The sequence below is a fragment of the Planctomyces sp. SH-PL62 genome, from assembly GCF_001610895.1.
Lineage (GTDB): Bacteria > Planctomycetota > Planctomycetia > Isosphaerales > Isosphaeraceae > Paludisphaera.
Genome location: NZ_CP011273.1, coordinates 4,832,673 through 4,852,657 on the forward strand (window position 1 = coordinate 4,832,673; position 19,985 = coordinate 4,852,657).

The 19,985-nt window shown below is 68.1% G+C and carries 14 protein-coding genes and 1 pseudogene; 6 read left to right on the top strand and 9 right to left on the bottom strand.

Translation table 11 applies throughout. The features are described from left to right. Positions 1 to 188: 188 nt before the first annotated feature. The 5 genes from VT85_RS18585 to VT85_RS18605 all read right to left on the bottom strand — a co-directional run bounded on the left by VT85_RS18585 (position 189) and on the right by VT85_RS18605 (position 4,838). Entirely contained in the window at positions 189 to 1,772 is a 1,584-nt protein-coding gene (locus VT85_RS18585) for a hypothetical protein (protein ID WP_068418713.1), read from the bottom strand. After that, positions 1,769 to 3,067, bottom strand: coding sequence for a hypothetical protein (locus VT85_RS18590; protein WP_068418715.1), 1,299 nt, complete (start codon positions 3,065 to 3,067; stop codon positions 1,769 to 1,771). The genes VT85_RS18585 and VT85_RS18590 overlap by 4 nt, the downstream gene beginning before the upstream one ends. A 274-nt stretch (positions 3,068 to 3,341) precedes the next feature. Then, positions 3,342 to 3,734, bottom strand: coding sequence for a PilZ domain-containing protein (locus tag VT85_RS18595; RefSeq protein WP_068418718.1), 393 nt, complete (start codon positions 3,732 to 3,734; stop codon positions 3,342 to 3,344). A gap of 242 nt (positions 3,735 to 3,976) precedes the next feature. Continuing rightward, positions 3,977 to 4,339, bottom strand: coding sequence for an STAS domain-containing protein (locus tag VT85_RS18600; RefSeq protein ID WP_068418721.1), 363 nt, complete (start codon positions 4,337 to 4,339; stop codon positions 3,977 to 3,979). A gap of 19 nt (positions 4,340 to 4,358) precedes the next feature. Next, positions 4,359 to 4,838 carry an STAS domain-containing protein gene (locus VT85_RS18605; RefSeq protein WP_068418724.1) on the bottom strand — a complete coding sequence of 160 codons (480 nt, stop codon included), beginning with the start codon at positions 4,836 to 4,838 and terminating at the stop codon, positions 4,359 to 4,361. A gap of 537 nt (positions 4,839 to 5,375) precedes the next feature. Here VT85_RS18605 and VT85_RS18610 point away from each other — a divergent pair. From VT85_RS18610 to VT85_RS18625, 4 genes are all read left to right on the top strand, one after another. Then, positions 5,376 to 6,368 carry a DUF1573 domain-containing protein gene (locus VT85_RS18610; RefSeq protein WP_068418727.1) on the top strand — a complete coding sequence of 331 codons (993 nt, stop codon included), beginning with the start codon at positions 5,376 to 5,378 and terminating at the stop codon, positions 6,366 to 6,368. Continuing rightward, entirely contained in the window at positions 6,365 to 7,522 is a 1,158-nt protein-coding gene (locus VT85_RS18615) for a glycosyltransferase (protein WP_068418730.1), read from the top strand. The genes VT85_RS18610 and VT85_RS18615 overlap by 4 nt, the downstream gene beginning before the upstream one ends. A gap of 129 nt (positions 7,523 to 7,651) precedes the next feature. Further along, on the top strand, positions 7,652 to 9,046 hold the full coding sequence (locus VT85_RS18620; RefSeq protein ID WP_068418733.1) for an MFS transporter: 1,395 nt from the start codon (positions 7,652 to 7,654) through the stop codon (positions 9,044 to 9,046). Positions 9,047 to 9,198: 152 nt separating this feature from the next. Further along, complete coding sequence (locus VT85_RS18625; RefSeq protein ID WP_156512948.1) at positions 9,199 to 11,601, top strand: hypothetical protein; 2,403 nt, start codon at positions 9,199 to 9,201, stop codon at positions 11,599 to 11,601. On the opposite strand, the pseudogene VT85_RS30070 reads toward VT85_RS18625, so the two are convergent. The 3 genes and pseudogenes from VT85_RS30070 to VT85_RS18640 all read right to left on the bottom strand — a co-directional run bounded on the left by VT85_RS30070 (position 11,564) and on the right by VT85_RS18640 (position 15,387). Next, positions 11,564 to 12,462, bottom strand: a pseudogene (locus VT85_RS30070) (alpha/beta hydrolase). The gene VT85_RS18625 and the pseudogene VT85_RS30070 overlap by 38 nt on opposite strands. Positions 12,463 to 12,585: 123 nt before the next feature. Then, positions 12,586 to 14,244: an FAD-dependent oxidoreductase gene (locus VT85_RS18635; RefSeq protein ID WP_068418739.1), complete on the bottom strand. Its 1,659-nt coding sequence runs from the start codon at positions 14,242 to 14,244 to the stop codon at positions 12,586 to 12,588. Positions 14,245 to 14,532: 288 nt separating this feature from the next. Next, positions 14,533 to 15,387, bottom strand: coding sequence for an EF-hand domain-containing protein (locus VT85_RS18640; RefSeq protein WP_068418742.1), 855 nt, complete (start codon positions 15,385 to 15,387; stop codon positions 14,533 to 14,535). A 589-nt stretch (positions 15,388 to 15,976) separates the two neighbouring features. On the opposite strand from VT85_RS18640, the gene VT85_RS18645 reads away from it, so the two are divergent. Then, positions 15,977 to 17,446 (top strand): RecQ family ATP-dependent DNA helicase, encoded by a 1,470-nt coding sequence (locus VT85_RS18645; protein WP_068418744.1) that lies wholly within the window; start codon positions 15,977 to 15,979, stop codon positions 17,444 to 17,446. A 210-nt stretch (positions 17,447 to 17,656) separates the two neighbouring features. Here VT85_RS18645 and VT85_RS18650 read toward each other — a convergent pair whose 3' ends face one another. Next, entirely contained in the window at positions 17,657 to 18,703 is a 1,047-nt protein-coding gene (locus VT85_RS18650) for a YsnF/AvaK domain-containing protein (protein ID WP_068418747.1), read from the bottom strand. Positions 18,704 to 19,072: 369 nt separating this feature from the next. On the opposite strand from VT85_RS18650, the gene VT85_RS18655 reads away from it, so the two are divergent. Then, the gene (locus VT85_RS18655; RefSeq protein WP_156512949.1) at positions 19,073 to 19,918 is read left to right on the top strand and encodes a methyltransferase domain-containing protein; all 846 of its coding nucleotides are present in this window, start codon (positions 19,073 to 19,075) and stop codon (positions 19,916 to 19,918) included. Positions 19,919 to 19,985 lie beyond the last annotated feature (67 nt).

Below are 19,985 nucleotides of genomic sequence, written 5' to 3' on the forward strand. Positions count from 1 at the left end.
TATCAATTCGACCGCGAGCCTCTTCGAGTTGACGAGACTTCCCGGCTTCTGAAATTGAGGAGGGTGATGAGGCGGGAAAACGTCGTTATTCTGGACCCCGGTCGCCGGAAAGCAATCAAAAAATCTCGTGGAACGAAGATTTTATCGAAAATCGACGTGCCGGCCCGACACCTGGGCCCTCGGAATCGCTACCGGGGCAGGAAGAAGTCCGAGGCGACCCGCGGATTCTGGCTTCCGGGGACGTAGAGGAAGTTGACGTAGCGTCGTTGCCTGGTCTCCACGAAAACCCATTGCAGGATCACGCGGCCCTTGGTCGCCACGATGGTCTTGCTGGAAGGCTCCAGCCCCATCACGGCCCGCACCTCGGCGGGCGTCTTGCCTCGCAGGCCTTGCTCGCCCTCCACGGGTGGGGGCGTCGCCGCCGCCTGGAGATTCGGGGAGTCCTTGATCCATTCGTCGCCGGCCCGGCGATAGCCCCGAAGCTTGAAGGCTTCGGTCACCTCGTTCGAGCCCGGGGCGATCTTCCAGGCTCGTTCCAGCAGCTCGCGGGCCTGGTCCGAATCGTGCAAGAGTTCGTCGTACAGCGCGGCCAGGGCGATCGGCCCTTCGGCGTCGGTCTCGCTGAGCCGGTCGCGCCGGGCCTTGAGCCAGTCGCGGTAGAAATCGATGGCCGCGCCGGGCTCCTTGGCGCGATCGGTCAGCAACGCGCCGATGGTCTTCACGTCCGAGAGCCGCAGGGAAGGGAGGGTCGCTTGCGCCCGGGTTCGGACCTGGTCGATCAGCCGGGCGGCGAGTTCGGGCCGATCCGGAACCAGGGCGGCGGCCTGATCGACGACCCTCAGCGCCGACGGCACGTCCTGGGCCACCTGCACGCTCAGCCACTTCTCGACGACGTCCGACCAGAGTTCCCGATCCAGGGGCTTCCGAAGCTCGGCGGGCGCGGCCCGATAGGTCGCGGCCGGGTCCTGGTCGTAACGGGCCCGCAACGCGGCGACCGCCCCGACAGGACCGGAGACGGGCCGGGCGGCGTCGGGAAAGAACCCCTCGACCTCGCCTTTGAGCTTCTCCAGCTCGGCGGGAGACTTCGCGGAGCCGAGCATGGACCGGAAAGCGCGGTGCGCGAGGGCCGAGGGATCGGGCTCGGCGACCCCCTGCTTCCGTCCCTGCTTCGCCAGCGTAAGCCACTCGTCGGCGGCGTCGACTGTCCCCCGGCTCCCGTCGGCCTCGATCCGAAGGGCCTCGGCCTCCACCGCCTTCGCGCGCGCGCCGAGGGCCCCGTCGCCGAAGTCCCTGGCGCGTTTCGCGGCCCACCGCCCCCATTCCCGACGCTGGGCGAAATCCCGAGCGGAGAGCGCGGCGACGGCCTTGTCCAACCGCTCCAGGTCCGCCGGCTGGAGGTTCAGGCCCGTCACGTCCACGTAAAGTCGCGAGCCCTCGCGAACCAGGCGACCCTGGACGACGACGGCCGGATTGCGGGGCGGAGTGTCAGGACGAAGTTCCTCGGGGAGCCGGAACGCGAGGGGCGTCCGCTTCAGGTAAAGCTCGTCGTAGCCGACTCGGGGATGATTCTGGAAGAACCGGATCCGGTCGTCGACCAACACCAACTTCCCGACCAGGTCGTCGCGACGGGTCAGATCGGCCGGTTCCACCGCCGTCACGGCTTCCTGGCCGTTCGCCCGAATCGCGAAGCACGTCGTCGCGAGGAGCAGGCCGATCGCCGTCGCGAAGGGACGAAGAGCGTGCCGTCGTCGACTTTCAGGGGTCGGCGTCATGGCTCGTCTCCGGGTTCGGGCGTGGGTGGGGAGAGGGCGGCCTCGGGCCATCCCAGGGATGCGAGCGCCTCGTGGAACTGGACGAAGAGGCCGCTCCGGGGCTCCAGGCGGACGACCCACGCGTTGCTGCCGGCGTCGAACTCGATCGCGGCGAGCCGGGCGCCGAAGACGACGTGATCGCCGACTTGCGGTTTCGCGAGAGCGAACAGCTCGAAGTCCCGGAAATCAATCCGGGCCGACCGTTCGGGACGCGAGCCGCCGGCCCGGAAGCTGCCGGCGTCCTCGGTGGGCAGGACCACGTAGTCGATCTCATACCTCCCCTCGGGTCCGTCCGGGGTCGACCGGATCCGCGAGTCGAAGAGGACCCCGCGGCCCCGATGCTGGTCGTCGAAGCGGGACGCCCAGGACTTGGGATTGGTCCGGGCCGCCTCGTCGAGAAGCTCTTCCAGCCCGGCGGCGGCCAATCCCACGTAAAGCGACGCCTCGTCGGCGGCCTGGCGGATCCGGTCGGCCCCTTCGACCTCGCCGCCCAGGGCTTCGACGGCTTGCTTGGCCGGGGCGAGGAGTTGGTACGCCTTGTCGAAATCCCCGGCTTCCAGGGCGGGGATTCCCTCGTCGCGTCCCAGCGCGGCGACCTGGGGGAGCCCCTGCCGTCTCGTGCTCCAGACCCGGTACACCACGGTGCCGACGACCAGCAGGGCGACGATCGCGAAGACCTGGAGCGGCCTGACGCCGGAACGGCGACGACCACGGACGCCGACCTCGACGACCCCCCCTTGCGGGACCTCGCGGCGACGCGAGCCTTTCGGGGTCGGGTCCCGATCGGGCTCTGGTTCGACGGGTCGGACGGAAGGGCGCGGGGGCCTCCCAGCCGGGCGAGCCCTCGCGACCTTCGAGGGAGACGCGTCCGCGGGCGGCTCGGCCGCGCCGTCGGGCGTACGGGCGGAGCGGGACGGGGCGTCGTCTTCCCAGGAGATCTCCGCGTCCGGATGGGGGAGCGCGTCGGCGATCTCGACGGTGACCTCGCCGGGGTCGTGGAGTTCGATCGGCCCTTCCTCGACGACTCGGGACGTGGCGCCAGACTCGACGTTGCGACGTCCCGAAGGGGAGGAGAGCCGGGGGCCGGGGTCGGGCAGCGGGCTCGCGGGAAGGACGAACACGCCCTCACCGCAGGCCGGACATCGGAGCGCCTGATAGCCCTCGGTCCGCTGGCCCCGAACGCGGTGGCCGAGCGGGCACACCACGTTGAAATGCTGGATGCCGACCTCGGGCGTCGTCGCCAGGCCCTTGATCAAGTTCCTCGCTCGGCCGAAGAGCCCCAAAGACCACCTCTTCCCGGCCGAACTTCCGTCCCTGGGGTCCCTCGTGGACCACGCCGCCGGAGTTCGAACCATGACGACCGTAAGACGGGAGTTTCCCGAATTATGGAGGCCTGCGAGCCGCAGGTCAACGATCGTCGTCCCGCGAGTCGTCGAGAGTGGAAATCGAACGGGCCGCCGACTCGCTGGAGAGGCGGCGGCCCCGAGAGGGCTGGAGGGTCGGGGCGGGATGTCGAGGAGGGTGGAGCCGTCAGCCCCGGGTCACCGCGTCGAAGAAATCGTCCGGGCATTCCTCGTGGAAACGGAGGCGGATCACATGGTCGCCCTCGGGAGTTTCGGAGACTTCGAGCACCTCGGCGCGCACGCAGTCGGACGCTTCGGGTTTCGCCGTCTTGAGCCAGACCTCCTCGAACTCTTCGAGAGGAGTCGGTGACGTGAGCCTGGCGCCGCCCCGGCTGAGATCCACGACCCGCGAGGCGACCGTGGCGAATTGCGTCTCCGAAGCCCACCAGCCGAGCCAGATCCGGCAGTCGACGGCCGGCATCCTGGGACTGGCCCGACGGTCGAGCGAGATGTGCGGGCCACGCCCTCGGCTCGGTCCGGAGATCAGCCGTCGCTGCGTCGACTTGTCCAGGTTCAACATCGGATCCTCCACTTTCTGGACCTCGGGCGTCCAGGCACCGTCTTGACCGCGGGACCGAGCCGGGCTCGCGTCCACGCCTCCGCTCCCCTCTGCAAATCAACCCTAGGGTGCGGATCGCGACGAGGCCGTCGGCGAGGTCGAAAATCTCGAAACGGGCCGCGGCGTGGCTTTTCCGAGACCTGATGCGGCGGTGGAGGAACGTCTCGGCGTTCGGGGAGTCGCGCCCGAATCGCCGCGGGGCGTCAGGCGCGGAAGAGTTCGACGGAGGAGCGGAGGTCGCGGTCGACGCCGAACAGGCGGTCCAGGTTGGAGGTGCGGAAGACCTGCTGCAAAACGGGCGAGAGCTCGCAGAGGCGGAGCTTGCCGTGGGTCCCGTCGACCCGGCGCTGGAGGAGGATCAGCTTGCTCAGGAGGGTGCTGGAGATGAGTCCGACGTCGCTGAAGTCGAGCACGAGCCGAATCGGCTGGCCGTCGTTGGGGAGTTGGGCCGCGATCTGCTCCGCAACCTCGCGCACGGTCCGCTCGTCGAACAGTTGCCGGTCGTGGAAGCGGACGACCTTGACCCCGTCGACCTCCGTCATGCTGATCCGGTCTGCTGGAGGCATTTTACTGATCCTGATAAGATCACTCGGGTTCGGAAGCGGATCGCTTGCGACGAATTCGTTCGAGGCGGTCCGAGGCCGGACCGCTCCGCCGGGCCGGGGTCGGCTCGGCCGCTTCGGCGGGCTTGGGCGGAGCTTCGACCTCCCCTCGTTCGATCGCCTCGATCGCGGAGTCCCGATCGGCGACGAACTCGAAGAGCTTGTCGATGTTGCTGGCTCGGAAGACTTCGTGGACCGTGGGCTCGACGTGGCAGAAGACGACCCGCCCCCCATTCTGCCTGGCGGTCCGCTGGAGTGCCACGAAATTCCCGAGCGACGAGGAGCCCGCGAACCCCACCCCGGCCAGGTCGATCACCACGAACGGGCGTCCCTTGGACTTGAGATGCTCGTCGTAGCGGGTGCGAAGCTCGAGGGTGGGAGCCGGATCCAGGCGATGACAGTCCCAGAACTCCGCCAGCAGCACCCCGCCGACGTTGTGGACTTGCACGGAAGGCTTCAACATGGGTCGATCACCTGGGCCACACGGTTGCGAGGAACGGACCGGCCGCCCCGGTCGCCGCTCGCGGTCGAGCGGGCCGTCCCACGCGGCGAAAGGCCTGGACCCCCCGCGACGGCGCCGCAGACGGTTCGACCCCGCATCCGGGTGGAGTCGGCGGCGATGGCCATCGTAGCATCGGCCCGGAACTCCGACCAGGGAGCTGTTCGAACCGTTCCGCACGGGACGACGCGCGGAATCCATGCATCCGGAACTCGTCGGGGAGGATGGGCGGAATTTCGTCGTCGAACAGGGACTTGATGGACGATCTCCCCAAGGAGGACCCGCTTCCCATACGACCCTTGGACCGCCCCGACAGGGGGCGACGCCCGCCCGGACGCCGACTCCCGCCGCGACTCGACTCCCGGGTACAATGGGGGGAGGGCCCGCCGAGATCCACGGGCCCGGGCGGAATCGAGCCGAGGGGACGTGTCCAGGGTCGCCCCTCGATCGAGGTCGTCCCCGCCGGGCGGAGCCATTATCGGAGTCGCTGCGATGTGTTCGATGAGACTCAGAGCGTTCTTCCTGGCCCTGCTGGCCACGGCGGGTCCGGCGGCCCTGGCCCAGAGCTACGACTGGCTTGATGCGGCCCTCCCCGAGCGCGCCTATGATTTCGGCGTCGTCGCCCGGGGCTCGCAGCTCCGCCACGCCTTCGCGGTCGTCAATCGGACCGACCAGGAGATCCGCATCCTGGAATGGCGCACCAAGTGCGGCTGCACGGACGTCAAGGTCGGGGCGAAGGTCATCCCTCCGGGAACCCAGACCACCATCGAGGTGACGGTCGACACGACGCGTTTCCTCGGCCACAAGCCCTCGGGCCTGACCCTGGTCTTTGAGAGCCCGTCCTACGTTCAGGTCGACCTGAACACCTCTTGCTTCATCCGGGGCGACATCGTGACCAATCCCGGCCAGCTCGATTTCGGGATCGTCCGCCGCTCCGACAAGCCGCAGACCACGGCGCTCACGCTGGCCTACGCCGGCGGCCAGCCGGACTGGCAGGTGACGAAGATGAACACGCTCTCGGACCACATCAAGGCCGAACTCCGCGAGGTCGACCGCACCGTGGGAGGCCAGATCAACTTCACGCTGACGGCCACGCTCCAGCCCAGCGCGCCCAACGGCTACTTCAAGGACGAGATCACCCTGGAGACCAGCGACCAGCAGAAGATCCCGATCTCGGTGGTCGCCAACATCCAGAGCGCCGTCGCATTGACGCCCTCGATCATCAATTTCGGCCAGGTGAAGCCGGGCGAGAGCGTGACCAAGACCGTGCTCGTCCGCTCCGCGCAACCGTTCAGCATCACGGGCCTCACCACCTCCAAGACGGAATTGCAGAGCGACGACCAGTCGAAGGGGGCGCAGGCCGTCCATCAGGTCAAGCTTACGCTCAAGGCGCCGGACCAGCCCGGGGCCTTCCACTCGCTCATGACGGTCAAGACGGACATCCCGGACGAACCCGAGGCCGTCCTCAAGACCTTCGCGACGGTCGGCCCATGACGTCGGATCGGCTCTCGCTGGCCGTCGCCGACGTCAGCTGGTTCACGACCGAGAACCTTTTTCGCGAGCTGGACGAGCCCGACGTCTCCTTGCTGGCCCTCCGATGCCTCGACTACCGCAACGGCTGGCGAAAGGGCCTTCGCCCCTGGTCCCCTTCGTGCCGCACGCATCGCCAGGCCGAACGGCGATGGGCGCGGGACATGCTGCTCCCCCCCGGCTGGATGAAGCGGTTCCCCCGCATCGGCATGCGTCCCATCGCCCGGACGATCGAGCGGTTCTGGACGCGCCGCGGGGGACGTCGGGGCCTCGTCGTCACCTATCCGCATTATCGACACCTCGTCGACCTGGCCCGCCCCGACGCGACCCTCTACTACAACCTGGACGACTACACGCTCTACTGGCCCGACCACGCCGACGAGCTTCGCGCGCTGGAGCGCGACCTGGTCTCCCGTTCGGCGTCGACGGTCTGCGTGGCGCTCGAGCAGGCCGAGGCCCTGCGTCGGGAGGTCCCCGCCGCCGCGTCCCGGATCCACCACATCGCCCATGGGACGCCCGCCATGTTCCTGACGCGGGAGCCGCTGGACCGTCCCGGCCCGCCGCCGGACGACGTGGCGCGGCTCCCCCGGCCGCTCCTGGGCTACGTCGGCTCGCTGGAGGACCGGCTGGACTGGCCGCTCTTGGAAACGATCGCGATGGCGTTCCCGACGGCGTCGATCGTGGTCGTCGGCAGGCCGCCCGGGCCCGGGGCCGAAGCCTGGCGCAAGGCTTGCGCCCGCACGATCGCCCTGCCGAACGTCCACGTCCTCGGCTGGCGGCGCCAGCACGAGTTGCCCGCCTACTACCAGACGTTCGACGTGAACCTGATCCCCTACCTCGTCGACCACCCGTTCAACAGGGCCTGCTCGCCCACCAAGATCATGGACGGGATGGGGGCGACGCGGCCCCTGGTCTCGACGGCGGTCCCGGAGTGTCGGCTCTATACGGACCTGTTCGACGTGGCCGAGACGCACGACGCGTTCGTGGAGGCGGTGCGCCGCATCGTCGAGCAAGGCTCGGACGACGGCCGCGCGGGCCTGCGGCACGCCCATGCCGCGGCGAACCTCTGCTCCGCCGTCGCTTCGCGCGTCGTCGCGACGCTCGAAGCCTCGGCGTGAGCCGTGGCCGGACTCGACCGATGCGGGAACTAGGTGGCGTCGCAAGCCTCGCGCCGCTAGAGTCGTTTTCCAGAACAGCGATGAAAGCTCGCAGCCGGTGAGAATGTTCGCGACCGAAGGAGTAGACCGATGAGCCTTGGCCTGCGCGTGCGCCTGTCGATCATGATGTTCCTCCAGTACTTCGTGTGGGGAATCTGGCTCCCCATGCTCGCCCAGAGGTTGGGGAACAACGACCTGAAGCTCACCGGCGGCGAGATCGGCTGGATCTTCAGCGTGTACGGATTCGGGTCGGTCGTCGGCCCGCTCATCATGGGCCAACTCGCCGACCGCTACTTCGCGACCGAGCGCGTCATGGCCTTCGCGCATTCGGTCGGCGGGCTGCTGCTGATCGCCGCCGCCTACGCCACCTCCTTCTGGCCGATCTTCCTGCTGATGCTGGCCTACTGCAACCTGTACATGCCGACGATGGCGCTGACCAACTCGCTGGCGTTCCGCAGCCTGGGCGAGGCCAACCAGCAGCACTTCCCCTCGATTCGAGTCTGGGGGACGATCGGCTGGATCGCGGCGGGCCTCTTCTTCACCGCCTACCTCGACTACAACAGCCTGGCGTTCTATCAGTCGATCTTCGACCTCCTGAACCTGCACGGTCCGTTCGAGAACTTCCTGTCGTTCTGGCGGGCGTCGATCGTTCCGCTCTGGCAGGCCCTGTTCGCGCTGCCGTACGTGGGCGAGCCCAGCTACAAGGACTGTCTGCGCGTCTCCGGGTTCTTCTCCGTCGTGTACGGCGTCTACTGCCTGACGCTTCCGCACACGCCGCCGGCGCCGGCGAAGGAGACCGACCCCATCGACAAGAAGTCGGCCGTCCTGGAGTGCCTGGAACTGATGAAGTTCCGGTCGTTCGCCGTGCTGATCGTGGTCGCCGGCCTCGTGGGGATCATGCTGGCGTTCTACTTCGCCTGCGAGAACTTCTTCCTCGAATCGATCGGCATCGATCCCAAGCAGGTCGGCGCCTTCATGACGATCTCGCAGATCGCCGAGGCCGTGGTCGTCCTGTTCATCCCCTGGTCGGTCAGCAAGTTCGGCTTCAAGAAGACGATGATGATCGGCATGGGGGCCTGGGCGATCCGGTTCGGATTCTCGGCGCTGGGCTATCCCCCCTGGTTGATGGTCGGCACGCTGATGCTGCACGGCTTCGCGTTCGGGTTCTTCTTCATCGTCGCGCAAATGTTCGTCGACCGTTCGGCGAGCTGGGACATCAAGGCGTCGGCCCAGTCGCTCCTGGTGTTCGTGATCTACGGCCTCGGCACGGTCGCTGGCAGCGCGATCGCCGGCTACGTCCTGGACTTCTTCGCGAGCACGGTGGACGGCGCCGTCGTCCACAACTGGCGAGGCATCTGGATGGGCCCGCTTCTGCTGACGCTGCTGTGCATGGGGATCTTCGCGCTCATCTTCCGCGAGGAGCAGATCGGCGAGATCCGCGAGGACGCCGAGTCGCATTCCAAGCCCGGCGCGGTCGGCCACTAAGCGGCTCCGGCCGAGGAAGTCTTTCACGGGGGGGCGTCGCGACGCCCCCCCGTCCGTTTCGAAGCCGTCGTGTCGCCGCGAACGCTTTGGGATACGCTGGGATGGGAATGGTGAGTCGCCAAGGTCGGCCGCTCGGCGGGGGAGGGATCGTCGTGTCGAACACATCGCGAATCGTCCGGGGATCGCTCGTCGCCGTCGCGCTGACCCTTGTCATCGGCGGCGCCCGCGCACAGGGGCCCGAGCCCGACGAGACCAGCCGCCATCTGGAGGCGATTCGGGCCCGGCTGGAGGACCGTTCCCTCGAGCTGGCGGACCGCGAGGAACTGGCGCTGGAGATGACCGCGACCCTGGATCGCTCGGCGCGGGTCGCGACGGGACTCGACGCGAAACTCGGCCGCTGGGACGCCGCCGTCGAACTGCTCGACGAGTTCGATCGCAAGAATCCCGACCATCCCCGGAAGCGGGAGTTCGGGCTCCAGGCCGCCGTGTACCGATGGGCGCAGGCCCGGACCCGGCACGATCAGCGAGCCCTCTTTCCGACGCACGTCGGAGGCGAGACCGCGAAGGAATCGGCGGCCCTCGACGACGCCATCGCCCGCCTCCGCCGGATCGTCGGCGGCGCCGCGGGCGGGCTGTCCGACAACATCCGATTCCGGCTCGCCTGGGCCTTGACCGATCGAGCCGCCCTGGAAGCCGCGGGGGCGCCCACGGCCGCCCTGAGACGTGAGGAGGCCCTCGATTTCCTCAAGGAGCCTCCGTCGGAGGCCAGCCTCCTCGGCTTCCACGCGCTGCTGAAGGCCGAGTTGCTCCGCCAGTCCGGAAAGCTCGCGGACGCGGCCGCTCAGATCGAGGTCGCCGCGAAGGCCGTCCCGCCGCCGCCCGAGGCCGAGCTTATGGACGCGCTCGTCCCCATCCTCATCGATCAGTCCCTGTTCGACGAAGCTGAAAAGCGGGTGGAGGCCTCTCAGCTCCCGCCGCCTGGCAAGGCCCTCCAGCAAGTGCGGATCGACCTGGCCCGGTGGAAAGCGGCGGACCCGGCCGACCGCGCGCCGCGGCGGACGATCGAGGACGATCTCGTGCGGCGGATTCAGCCGCTCCGGGAGGCGAACGCCCCGGAGCTCCGGCTGGCCCTGGCGGCGATCGCCCGCGCCGGCGCGACGTTCGACGCCGACGCCTCCCCGCCGCTCTGGGACGCGATCGCCGAGGGCTTCGAAATCCTCGGAGATCTCACGTCCGCCGCAGGGGCCTCGGAGAAGGCGGCCGCGAGCGCGGACCGACTCGGTCGACGCGACCAGGCCGCCGCGTCGCGGTTGCGGGCGGGGGGCTTCCTGTTCCAGGCCGGCCGTTACTCGGAGGCCGACGCCGTGCTCGAGAAGGTCGTCGCCGATCGCGAGGCCGGAGGCGCGCGACCGAAAGCCAGCCTGCTCCAGTCGCTGGCGAGGGGGCGGGCGCTCGCCGCCGGGGTCGCGGGGGTCGACGCCGATTCCTACGGGCGGGCCCTGGAGCGACACATCCACGAATTCTCGGATGATCCGACCTCCAACGAAGCGCGCTGGATGCTCGGGATGCTGCTACAGGCGCGAGGCCGGAGCGAGGAGGCGTTGAAGCTCTGGAAGGCCGTCCCGGTCGATTCCCCGCGCTGGATCCAGGCGCGGACCGCCGCCTGCGAGAGCTACCGACACTCCCTGGAGGCCCAGGTCGCCGCCGAGGAGCGCGAGGGGCTCGAAGCGCGCTACGCCGAGGCGACGGCCTTCCTGAACGAGAGCCTGGCGATGGCGCGGGAACACCCGGACGCGGAACGCGCGGAGTTGCTCGTCTGTCGGGCGAGGCTGAACCTCGTCCCCGTGGTCGGTAAGCCCGCGACCGCTCGCGACGCCGCCGAACAGGCCGCCAAGGCGAGCTTGACCGACGCCCGACGTTACCAGGCGAAGCTCGCCCGGATGATCGCCCTGGCCGAGCTCGGCCGCTACGTCGAGGCCGAGCGCGAGGCGCAGCAGCACCCGACGTGGGCCGTCGCCTCGGAACGCCCCGCGCTGCTGGACGCACTCCGCCAGATCGACCTGATCGCCGGGGCCTCCGAGACCGACCTCCTCCAGCGTCGCATGGGCCTGATCGCCAGGCTCGTGATCCAGCCCCTCCTCCGGGACGAGTCGCTGACGGACGACGAGCGCAACGAGCTGACCTTCCGGCTGGCGCGAGCCCTGCTCTTCCAGGGCGATCCCCAGTCCGCGCAGGCCACCCTCCAGGGTTGGACCCCCTCCACCCGGAAGGCCGACGATCGATTCCTCAGGGACCTGGCCGACACTTATTTCCGCCTCGACGCCAACGAGCTGGCCATCGACGTGGAGCGGCTGCGTATCAAGAAGCTCAAGGCCGGGAGCCCGGCCTGGTTCGACTCCCGCTACGGGCTGGCGCTGGCGTACTACCGGCTCGGCCGCAAGCGGGACGCGCTCCAGCTCATCGAGGGGACCTCGATCCTCCACCCGGACCTGGGCGGGGGACGGCTCCGTGAGAAGTTCATCCGGCTCCGTCAACGCCTCGGCTCGGCCCCGTGAGGCCGAAGGCCCGGCGCAAGGCCGTGGCGATCTCGTCGACCGCCTCGCGGCCCTGATCGAAAAACGGATAACGGCGCAGGAATCCGTGGATCATCCCTCCGCGGCGGGAGAGCGTCGTCGGCACGCCCGCGGCCCTCAGCCGCTCGGCGTAGCGCTCGCCCTCGTCTCGGAGGACGTCGTACCCGGCCGTGACGACCAACGCGGGCGCCAGCCCCGACAGGTCGTCCGCCCGCAGCGGGGAGAGGTAGGGGTTGCTCCGGTCGAGCGGGGCGGGGGCATACTGGTCCATGTACCAGATCATCTCGTCGCGAGTCAGCAGGTAGCCCGTCCCGAAGCGATGATAGCTCCCGGTCTCGGCGTCGCAGTCGACGATCGGATAAGCGAGGACTTGCAGCAACGGCCGAGGTCCGCCCCGGTCGCGCGCCATCAGGGCCGACACGGCGGCGAGGTTCCCCCCGCGCTGTCGCCGCAGACGGCGAGCCGGGCGGGGTCGCCTCCGACCTCGCCCGCGTGCTCGCCGAACCAGCTCAGGGCGGCGTAAGCGTCCTCGGCGGCGGCCGGGAAGGGGTGCTCCGGAGCGAGCCGATAACCTACGGAGGCCACGATCGCCCCCGAGGCGTTCGCCAACGCCCGACAAAGGTTCTCATGCGATGCGAGGTCGCCGACGACCCAGCCGCCGCCGTGCGAGAAGACCACGACCGGCGCCGGGCCTTCGCCCAGATGCACGGGGGTCACGACGCGGAGTCGGAGGTCTCCCCCCGGCCCGGGGATCGTCCGATCCTCGACGCGGGTCACCCGAGGGGGGGCCCCCAGGAACCGCGCCGAGACCGCCATCTGGACGCGGGCCTGCTCCGGGGTCATCTGGTCGACGGTCGGCAGGTCCGCCGTCGCCAGCTTGTCGAGGAACTCTCGGACCTGGGGATCAAGGGCCGTCACGAACGTCCTCCCTGACTCGTCGGCGCATCTCGCCCCGCCGAGTGATCTTCAAACATGGTCATTCGATGCAGGATGATGGAGCAGGTAGGTCTTATAACCGCCCCCGAGATTATAGGCGTCGACGCCCGCGTCCCGGAGGATCAAGGTCGCCATGTAGCCTCTCATGCCGACCTGGCAGTACGCCACCACGGGGCGGTCCCGGGGGATCTCGCCGAGACGCTCGCGGAGCTCGTCGATGGGGACGTTGACCGCGCCGGGAATCGCGCCGGCCGCGACCTCCTTCGGCGTGCGGACGTCGATGACGACGGCCTCGGCGCCGGCCGCTCCGTCCAGCTCCTCGACCTGGATCTGGGGGTAGCGGCCGTCGAGGATGTTCGTCGCGACGAAGCCGGCCATGTTGACCGGGTCCTTGGCCGAGCCGAACTGCGGCGCGTAGGCGAGTTCCACCTCTTGCAGCTCGCGGACGGTCATCCCGGCCTGGATGGCCGTCGCCAGCACGTTGATCCGGTTGTCGACGCCTTCGGAGCCCGCCACCTGCGCCCCCAGCAGCTTCCCCGACCCGGGCTCCATCAGAATCTTGATCGACAGCGGCTTCGCGCCGGGGTAATAGCCCGCGTGATGGTTGGCGTGAACATAAACCTTGATGTACGCAGATCCATCGCGATCCAGGGCCTTCTGGGTCTGCCCGGTGGACGCCAGCGTCTGGTCAAAGAAGCCGACGATCGCCGTGGCTTGCGTCCCCCGATATCGGCTCTCACGGCCGAAGACGTTGTCCGCGGCGATCCTCCCCTGGCGGTTCGCCGGACCGGCGAGGGGGATCTGGGCGGGCCGCCTCGTGACGAAGTCCACCGTTTCGACGGCGTCGCCGACGGCGTAGATCGACGGGTCGTTGGTGCGCATTCGGTCGTCGACCTGGATCCCGCCCCGAGGGCCGACGTCCAGCCCGGCCTCCAGGGCCAGCCGGTTTTCGGGCCGCACCCCGACCCCCAGGACGACGAGACCCGCTTCAAGTCTGTCGCCGGACTTCAGGTCGAGGACGAGGCCTCCCCCCGCCGCGTGGATCGCCTCGACGGAGTTCTTGAGCAGCAACGTCGCGCCGCGTGACCGGAGGGCTTCGGTCATGGGGGTCGCCATCTCGCAGTCGACGACGGGGACCACCTGATCCTGCAACTCGACGACGGTAGTACGAAGGCCTCGCCTGAGGAAGTTCTCGGCGAGTTCGAGGCCGATGTAACCGGCTCCCACGACGACCGCGTGCTCGATTCCGCGATCGACGATCGCCTTGATGCGGTCCACGTCCTCCAGATTTCGGAGGGTGAAGACGCCGGGTAGGTCGGCGCCCGCGATCGGGGGCTTCCAGGGTGCTGCGCCGGGGGCCAGGATCAAGGCGTCGTAGCTTTCCTCGAAGGTGGACCCGTCCGCCAGGTTGAGGGCCGTCACGATCTTCCGGCCGCGATCGACGGCGATCGCTTCCGTCCTGGTGCGGACGTCGATGCGATACCTCTGCCGGAGCAGGGACGGCTTCGCGACGAGCAGTTTCTCGCGTTCCTCGATCTCGCCCCCGATGTAATAGGGGAGGCCGCAGTTGGCGAACGAGACGTCGGGACCTCGTTCCAGCATGACGATCTCGGCCGTTTCGGAGAGCCGCCTCGCTCTCGTCGCCGCCGAGGCTCCGCCGGCGACGCCTCCGATGATGACCAGTTTCATGACCAAGGCTCCGTGACGTCGGAGGCCTGGGCTCCTCACTCCCGGATCGGAAGAATCGAGGGCCGACGCGGTGCGACGTCGAAGCGCCATGCTACCCTCCCGTCCCGTCGAATTCCATCGTCGGGCGACTCACGGGGGCCGTCGCCGATCGTCTTTCGATGTGGGGCTCGCTTCGAAACGAACCCGGACCGGGTCCGGCGAGACGTGCGGAACGTCTCGCGGATCCCGGCCCGATCTTCTCGGGTTATCAGCCTCGGATCGTCCGATGGAACGAACTGGAGGGGTGGATTACCTGGGCTGCGCAGGGGCCGCGGCGGGAGCGGCGGCCGGGGCGCCCTGGACGGCCCGCTCGACCTGCTTCGGCAGGGAGTTGGCCGGCTCGGGGACCTTGAGATTCCGCACCTCGTTCAAGATGATCCGGGCGCCCGACTGAAGCTCTTCAGGCGAGAGCTGGCTGTCGTTGTTGGCGTCCAGCACGCGAAAGACCACGTGGGCCGGGTTGATGATCGCCTTGTCGAACTCTTCGCGGCTGACCGCGCCGTTCTTGTCGAGGTCGGCGGACTGGAAACCAGCCTGGAGGCCGGCGCGGCCCATCTCGACGACGGCGGCGTTGATCTCGGCCGGGGCGAGGTTGCCGTCGCTGTTGCGATCACCGGCGAGGAACAGAGCCTGGACGGCGCTCTGGACGCCCTGGCGCAGTTCCGACGCGTCGATGGCCGCGTCGCGGTTGGTGTCGACCACGGCCATGATGTTCTGCTTCGCCTGGTCGATCTCGGGCTTCGTCCCCTGCGCGGCGGTCTCCTGCTCGGCCCGCTGGAACACGAACCGGAGGATGGGTCGCTGATTGAACAGGCTTTCACGTGCCTGATCCGCCTCTTCCTTCGTGACCTTGCCGTCGCCGTTGGCGTCGGCGCGGAAGAAGAAGCCGCCGACCAGCAGGTTGCCGGCGTCTACGGCTTCCTGCTGGGAGATCTGGCCGTCGTTGTTGACGTCGGTCATCTTGAACAACATCTTCGCGGTGTCCTGGACGTCGCCCAGGCTGTCGATCGGGCCGTCGGACTTATCACCATCGCCCCTGGCGACGCCGATGGTTGCGGCGGCGACGAGCATCATGGCCAAGATGGTCGGATTCCCTTTACGCATTTCGTATCTCCTGGTTTTCTCTTCGGGCGTCCCTGAATGTGGTGCTACGAAACTCATGCCGAACCTCGGAGCAGGCAGCCTCCCGTTCAGTGCCGGGGTCGAGGTTAGAGTTCCGTGACCGCCTACGAGGGACAGGGTTATTGCAATCTCAATACCAACGAGGCCGATTTCCCTGGAACTCCTCCTCACGGCCCGGGAAACCATAAAAATTCGTCGATCGCCCCATCGGACGGCCTCGTTTCCGGGGTTTCATCGGCCATGAACTCACTCGACCGGCGGCCTCGCCGGAGTCTGGAGCAATTCGATTCCCCGTCGATGGGAAGCGGCGGGCCTCCTCGTCATCAGGGCGTTCGGGCGTCGATGCAACTCGGGGGAGAACGCTAGCGGGTTCGTCGCGGCCTGAGGGCAAGGACCTGTTGTTTCGAGGTAGGCGGGGATCGCTCGGGGATCGTCGCATGGCTTTCGGATGGCGGTACGGCCTTTGCGATTTCCATCCGATGATCACCTGCCAGTTCCATCAATCCGCTTCATCCAGGATGTGGCGCCCCGGGCCGATCTCGTTCCGCCCGGTCGAGCCACGGGAGGTCATATGACCGAAGTTATCGACGTTGCGACGCGGGGCGTGGAACGTGGCGACCTCAAGCGTCGTCTGAGATCGCTGTTCGGCTTCCGCAAGTTTCGGCCCGGTCAGGAGCGCGTGGTCCAGGCCGCGTTGGAAGGGCGTGACACGCTGGTGGTCATGCCCACGGGGTCGGGCAAGAGTCTCTGCTTCCAGCTCCCCGCCCTGGAGATGCCAGGCGCGACGATCGTCGTCAGTCCGCTGATCGCACTCATGAAGGATCAGACCGAAGCCCTGCGGGCCCGCGGTTTCGAGGCGATCGCCGTGAACAGCACCATGACGGCCGCCGAGCGCGCCGACGCCGAGGCCCGCCTCGGGCGCGACTTCCAGGGATTCCTTTATACGACCCCGGAGCAGCTCGCTTCGCCCGAGTTCCGTTCCCTGCTGCGGAAGTGCGCGATCGACCTGTTCGTGGTCGACGAGGCCCATTGCGTGAGCCAGTGGGGGCACGACTTCCGGCCCGAGTACCTCGCACTGGGGTCGGTCATCGAGGATCTGGGACGGCCGACGGTGCTCGCACTCACCGCGACCGCCACGGCCGACGTCGTCGACGACGTGCTGAAGCAATTGCACATCCCGGACGCCGAGGTCGTCCACACCGGGTTCCACCGCCCGAACCTCCACCTCCTCTCCTTTGAGACCGACGGCGACGACGACAAGTTCGAGCGGATCAAGGTCCTCCTCGAACAGGAGTCAGGCTCGGGAATCATCTACGCGGCGACCGTCAAGAGCGTCAAGGAGATCGCGGAGCGGCTCGGCGGCGCGGGGCTTTCCGTCGCGACGTATCACGGCCGGATGAAGAAGGCGGATCGCGAGGAAAGCCAGGACCGATTCATGAGCGGCGACGTTCCGATCATGGTCGCGACGAACGCCTTCGGCATGGGGATCGACAAGCCGGACGTCCGGTACGTCATCCACGCCCATCCCCCTTCGACGCTCGAAGCATTCTATCAGGAGTTCGGGCGGGCGGGCCGCGACGGCCTGGACGCACGCTGCGTGCTCTTGCACCACGCCGACGATTGGAAGCTGCATACGTTCTTCCAGGCTGGGCGATATCCCTCGGGCGAAGACCTGGTCAACGCCCACCACGCCCTCAAGCGGTTCGGCGGCGAGCCTCCCACGTTCGAGCAACTGACGACCGTCTCCCCCCTGCCCCGAACCAAGCTGAAGACGTCGCTGAACTTCTTTCGCAATCAAGGGATCATCAAGGAAGACCTCGCCGGCAAGTTCCTCCTGATCCGCGACGACCTCGATCTGGACGACCTCATGCGGTTGGCTCGACACTACGAGGAGAAAGACGAGGTGGATCGCATGAATCAGCAGCGCGTCGTCGATTACGCCAGGCTGCGGTCGTGTCGCTGGGCTTCCCTCCTCGACTACTTCGGGGACGAGGAGTCGCGAGACGTCTGTGGGCGATGCGACAACTGCCCGGCCGCTTGAAGTGGGAATCGGCCGCCCCTACCGCGCAAGCCGCTTCCGGCTCGCGCGGTTTTTTTGTCTCGTCGCCCTCCGAGCCGCGAAGGCCAAGGTCCTCGCGTTCGAAAATGCCAGCGGCCCCGCCGAAGGCCCCTCGCCAGTGGCGATGGGTCCTCGACGGGGCCGGTTCGTTTCATCTGGATGTCACTTCGGCGGGACGCCGACGACGACGTGTCAACGTCGGCCGGGCTTTCCGCCCTTGTCGTCAATGTCGACGTCGCCGTGCTTCTCGACCTTGAGTTCCTCCTTGCGGACGGTGCCCGAGGCCTTCTCGGTCCCCTGGACCTTCCGCTTGCCCACCGAGACCTCGTCGGTTACGACGGTCTCCTTGCCGATCTCGATCTCCTCCCGCTTGACCGGGATGCGGACCTCTTCGGTCCCGGCGCCGGCGGAGCCCATCCCTCCGGCGGTGGCGCGGCCCGAGACGGGATGGCGTTCGATGACGATCTCTTCGCGCTCGACGGGGACGGTGACGGTCTTGTTCTCCGTCACGACCTCCTTGCGAACCGAGACGTCGCCGGTCTCGACGGGATGCTTGGAGACCTTCAGCCGCTCCTCGCGAAGCTGGATCGTGCGGTCGTAGGCGTCGCGCACGGTGTCCCGGGCCCGGTCCCAGGTCAGGTTGGCGGCGTGCTTCGTCTTGCCCCACCCCGCCTTGAGGTCGTGCTCGACCTCGGTGAACGGCCGCCCCTCATACTGGTCGTAGGCGTCGCCGGCGTAGCGGTTGGCCGAACGATAGTCAAAGACGTCCTTCACCGCCCCCTTGGCCTTGTCCCAGGACAGCTGGGTGGCGTGCTTGGTCTTGTCCCAACCCTTCTGAAGGTCGGATTCGACTTCGCTGTAGGCCTTGCCCGCGTGCTTCGTCTCACACTCGCCGGCGTACTTGTAGGCCGGCTCGTAAGCCTCGTAGGTCTGCCCCTTGGCGTAAGGGCGGCTGGGGAAGGATTCGCGGAGCCAGTTGTCCTCGGTGGTGGGGTCGATCAACTCGCCCATCCCCTTGCCGGCTAGACCGCCGGCCACCGCCCCGAGGGCCGCGCCGACGGCCGTACCGATCGGCCCGGCGACCGAGCCGATCGCCGCGCCGCTGGCGATGCCGCCGATGGCCGCGCCGATGCCGGTCTCGACCGGGTGGGAGCCCGGGGCGTCGGTGATCGGGTCGGGGTTCCGGCTGCCGGTCGGCGGGACGTCGATCGACTTCTCAGGATCTTTGCGGGTCGTCATCGTCAGTTCTCCCTCTAGCCTCGTGGTATCGCGAATTGGTGATTCAGCGAAGACGAGCGATCGGGGATCGCCCGGGCGGGCCTCGGCTTCACCAAGGTCTCGCCCTCGCTCCGACGCCGAAACCAAGTCGCAAACCGGATGCCGTCGAGGGCTGGATGGAGCCGAAAATCCAGGTCGCGAGACCGATGAGGAATTGAGGGCGAACCAAGAACTCCGGCATTCTTCTTGCTTGAGCGAATCGTCGAATCAATTTCATGTCGACATCCACATTGCATCAACCTCTTGTGAAAGTCCGGCCCCCCCGGATCGGCGGAGCGCCCGGGCGCGCGGCTCCCGGGTGGTTCGCGATTTTTGACGAGGAGGAATCGCGTGGCAGACCAGCGTGCGGATCCGACCGATGAACTGCCCACCTACGCTCGGATGATGGCCGCCTACCACGAAGCCTTCGAACCGGAGCTTCGGCGGGTGGTCCGAGGAGTGCCTCTCGCGCCTGGCTCGCGGGTCGTGGACCTTGCGTGCGGCGACGGCAGCTACACGCGTTGGCTCGCCGAGCGCGTCGGCGACGACGGGGAAGTCCTGGGCGTCGACCTCTCGGCCGCGTTCCTGCACTGGGCGGAGGCGGCGCTCCGCTCGGCGTCGCTGCTCGACAGGGTTCGCTTCGTGCGACTCGACGTGGAGCATTCGCCGCTGATCGAAGGCCGCGCCGATCTCGTCTGGTGCGCCCAGAGCCTGTACAGCCTCCCCGATCCGGCCGGGGCCGTGCGCCGCATGGCCGCTCTCGCCCGTCCTGGAGGTCGCGTCGTCGTCTTCGAGAGCGATGAACTTCATCATGTGACGCTCTCCTGGCCCGTGGAGATCGAACTCGCCCTTCGGGCGGCGGAACTGCGGGCGTTCCAGGAGCGGTCGGACCATCCCGCCCGGTTCTACATCGCCCGCGATCTCCCCCGGGTCTTTCGGGAAGCGGGGCTGCCGGGCTGCGAGTTCCGGAGCTTCGCGTTCAACCGCCAGGCCCCCTTCGACCGCCCCACGCGTCGCTTCCTGGACGAATACCTGACCGATCTCCGGGACCGCGTCTCCCCCTTCCTCGATCCGGCTCGCCGTGAGGAGTTCGCCGAACTGGTCGCGCCGGAATCGCCCCGACGCCTCGTCGACGATCCCGACGCCCTCGTCGTCTGCGTCGACCATCTGGCCGTCGCGACGCGCGAGGCGGGCTGACGAAAAAGAGGGATCATGCGAAGACGTAATCGCATGATCCCTCTTTTAGAATTCGAGCGAGGCTCGC

Bases quoted from the DNA above. Each gene is read 5' to 3' on its own strand.
- VT85_RS18585 (WP_068418713.1), bottom strand. From the start codon at position 1,772: ATGACGCCGACCCCTGAAAGTCGACGACGGCACGCTCTTCGTCCCTTC.
- VT85_RS18650 (WP_068418747.1), bottom strand. From the start codon at position 18,703: ATGACGACCCGCAAAGATCCTGAGAAGTCGATCGACGTCCCGCCGACC.
- VT85_RS18610 (WP_068418727.1), top strand. From the start codon at position 5,376: ATGAGACTCAGAGCGTTCTTCCTGGCCCTGCTGGCCACGGCGGGTCCG.
- VT85_RS18635 (WP_068418739.1), bottom strand. From the start codon at position 14,244: ATGAAACTGGTCATCATCGGAGGCGTCGCCGGCGGAGCCTCGGCGGCG.
- VT85_RS18640 (WP_068418742.1), bottom strand. From the start codon at position 15,387: ATGCGTAAAGGGAATCCGACCATCTTGGCCATGATGCTCGTCGCCGCC.
- VT85_RS18620 (WP_068418733.1), top strand. From the start codon at position 7,652: ATGAGCCTTGGCCTGCGCGTGCGCCTGTCGATCATGATGTTCCTCCAG.
- VT85_RS18595 (WP_068418718.1), bottom strand. From the start codon at position 3,734: ATGTTGAACCTGGACAAGTCGACGCAGCGACGGCTGATCTCCGGACCG.
- VT85_RS18605 (WP_068418724.1), bottom strand. From the start codon at position 4,838: ATGTTGAAGCCTTCCGTGCAAGTCCACAACGTCGGCGGGGTGCTGCTG.
- VT85_RS18600 (WP_068418721.1), bottom strand. From the start codon at position 4,339: ATGCCTCCAGCAGACCGGATCAGCATGACGGAGGTCGACGGGGTCAAG.
- VT85_RS18615 (WP_068418730.1), top strand. From the start codon at position 6,365: ATGACGTCGGATCGGCTCTCGCTGGCCGTCGCCGACGTCAGCTGGTTC.
- VT85_RS18645 (WP_068418744.1), top strand. From the start codon at position 15,977: ATGACCGAAGTTATCGACGTTGCGACGCGGGGCGTGGAACGTGGCGAC.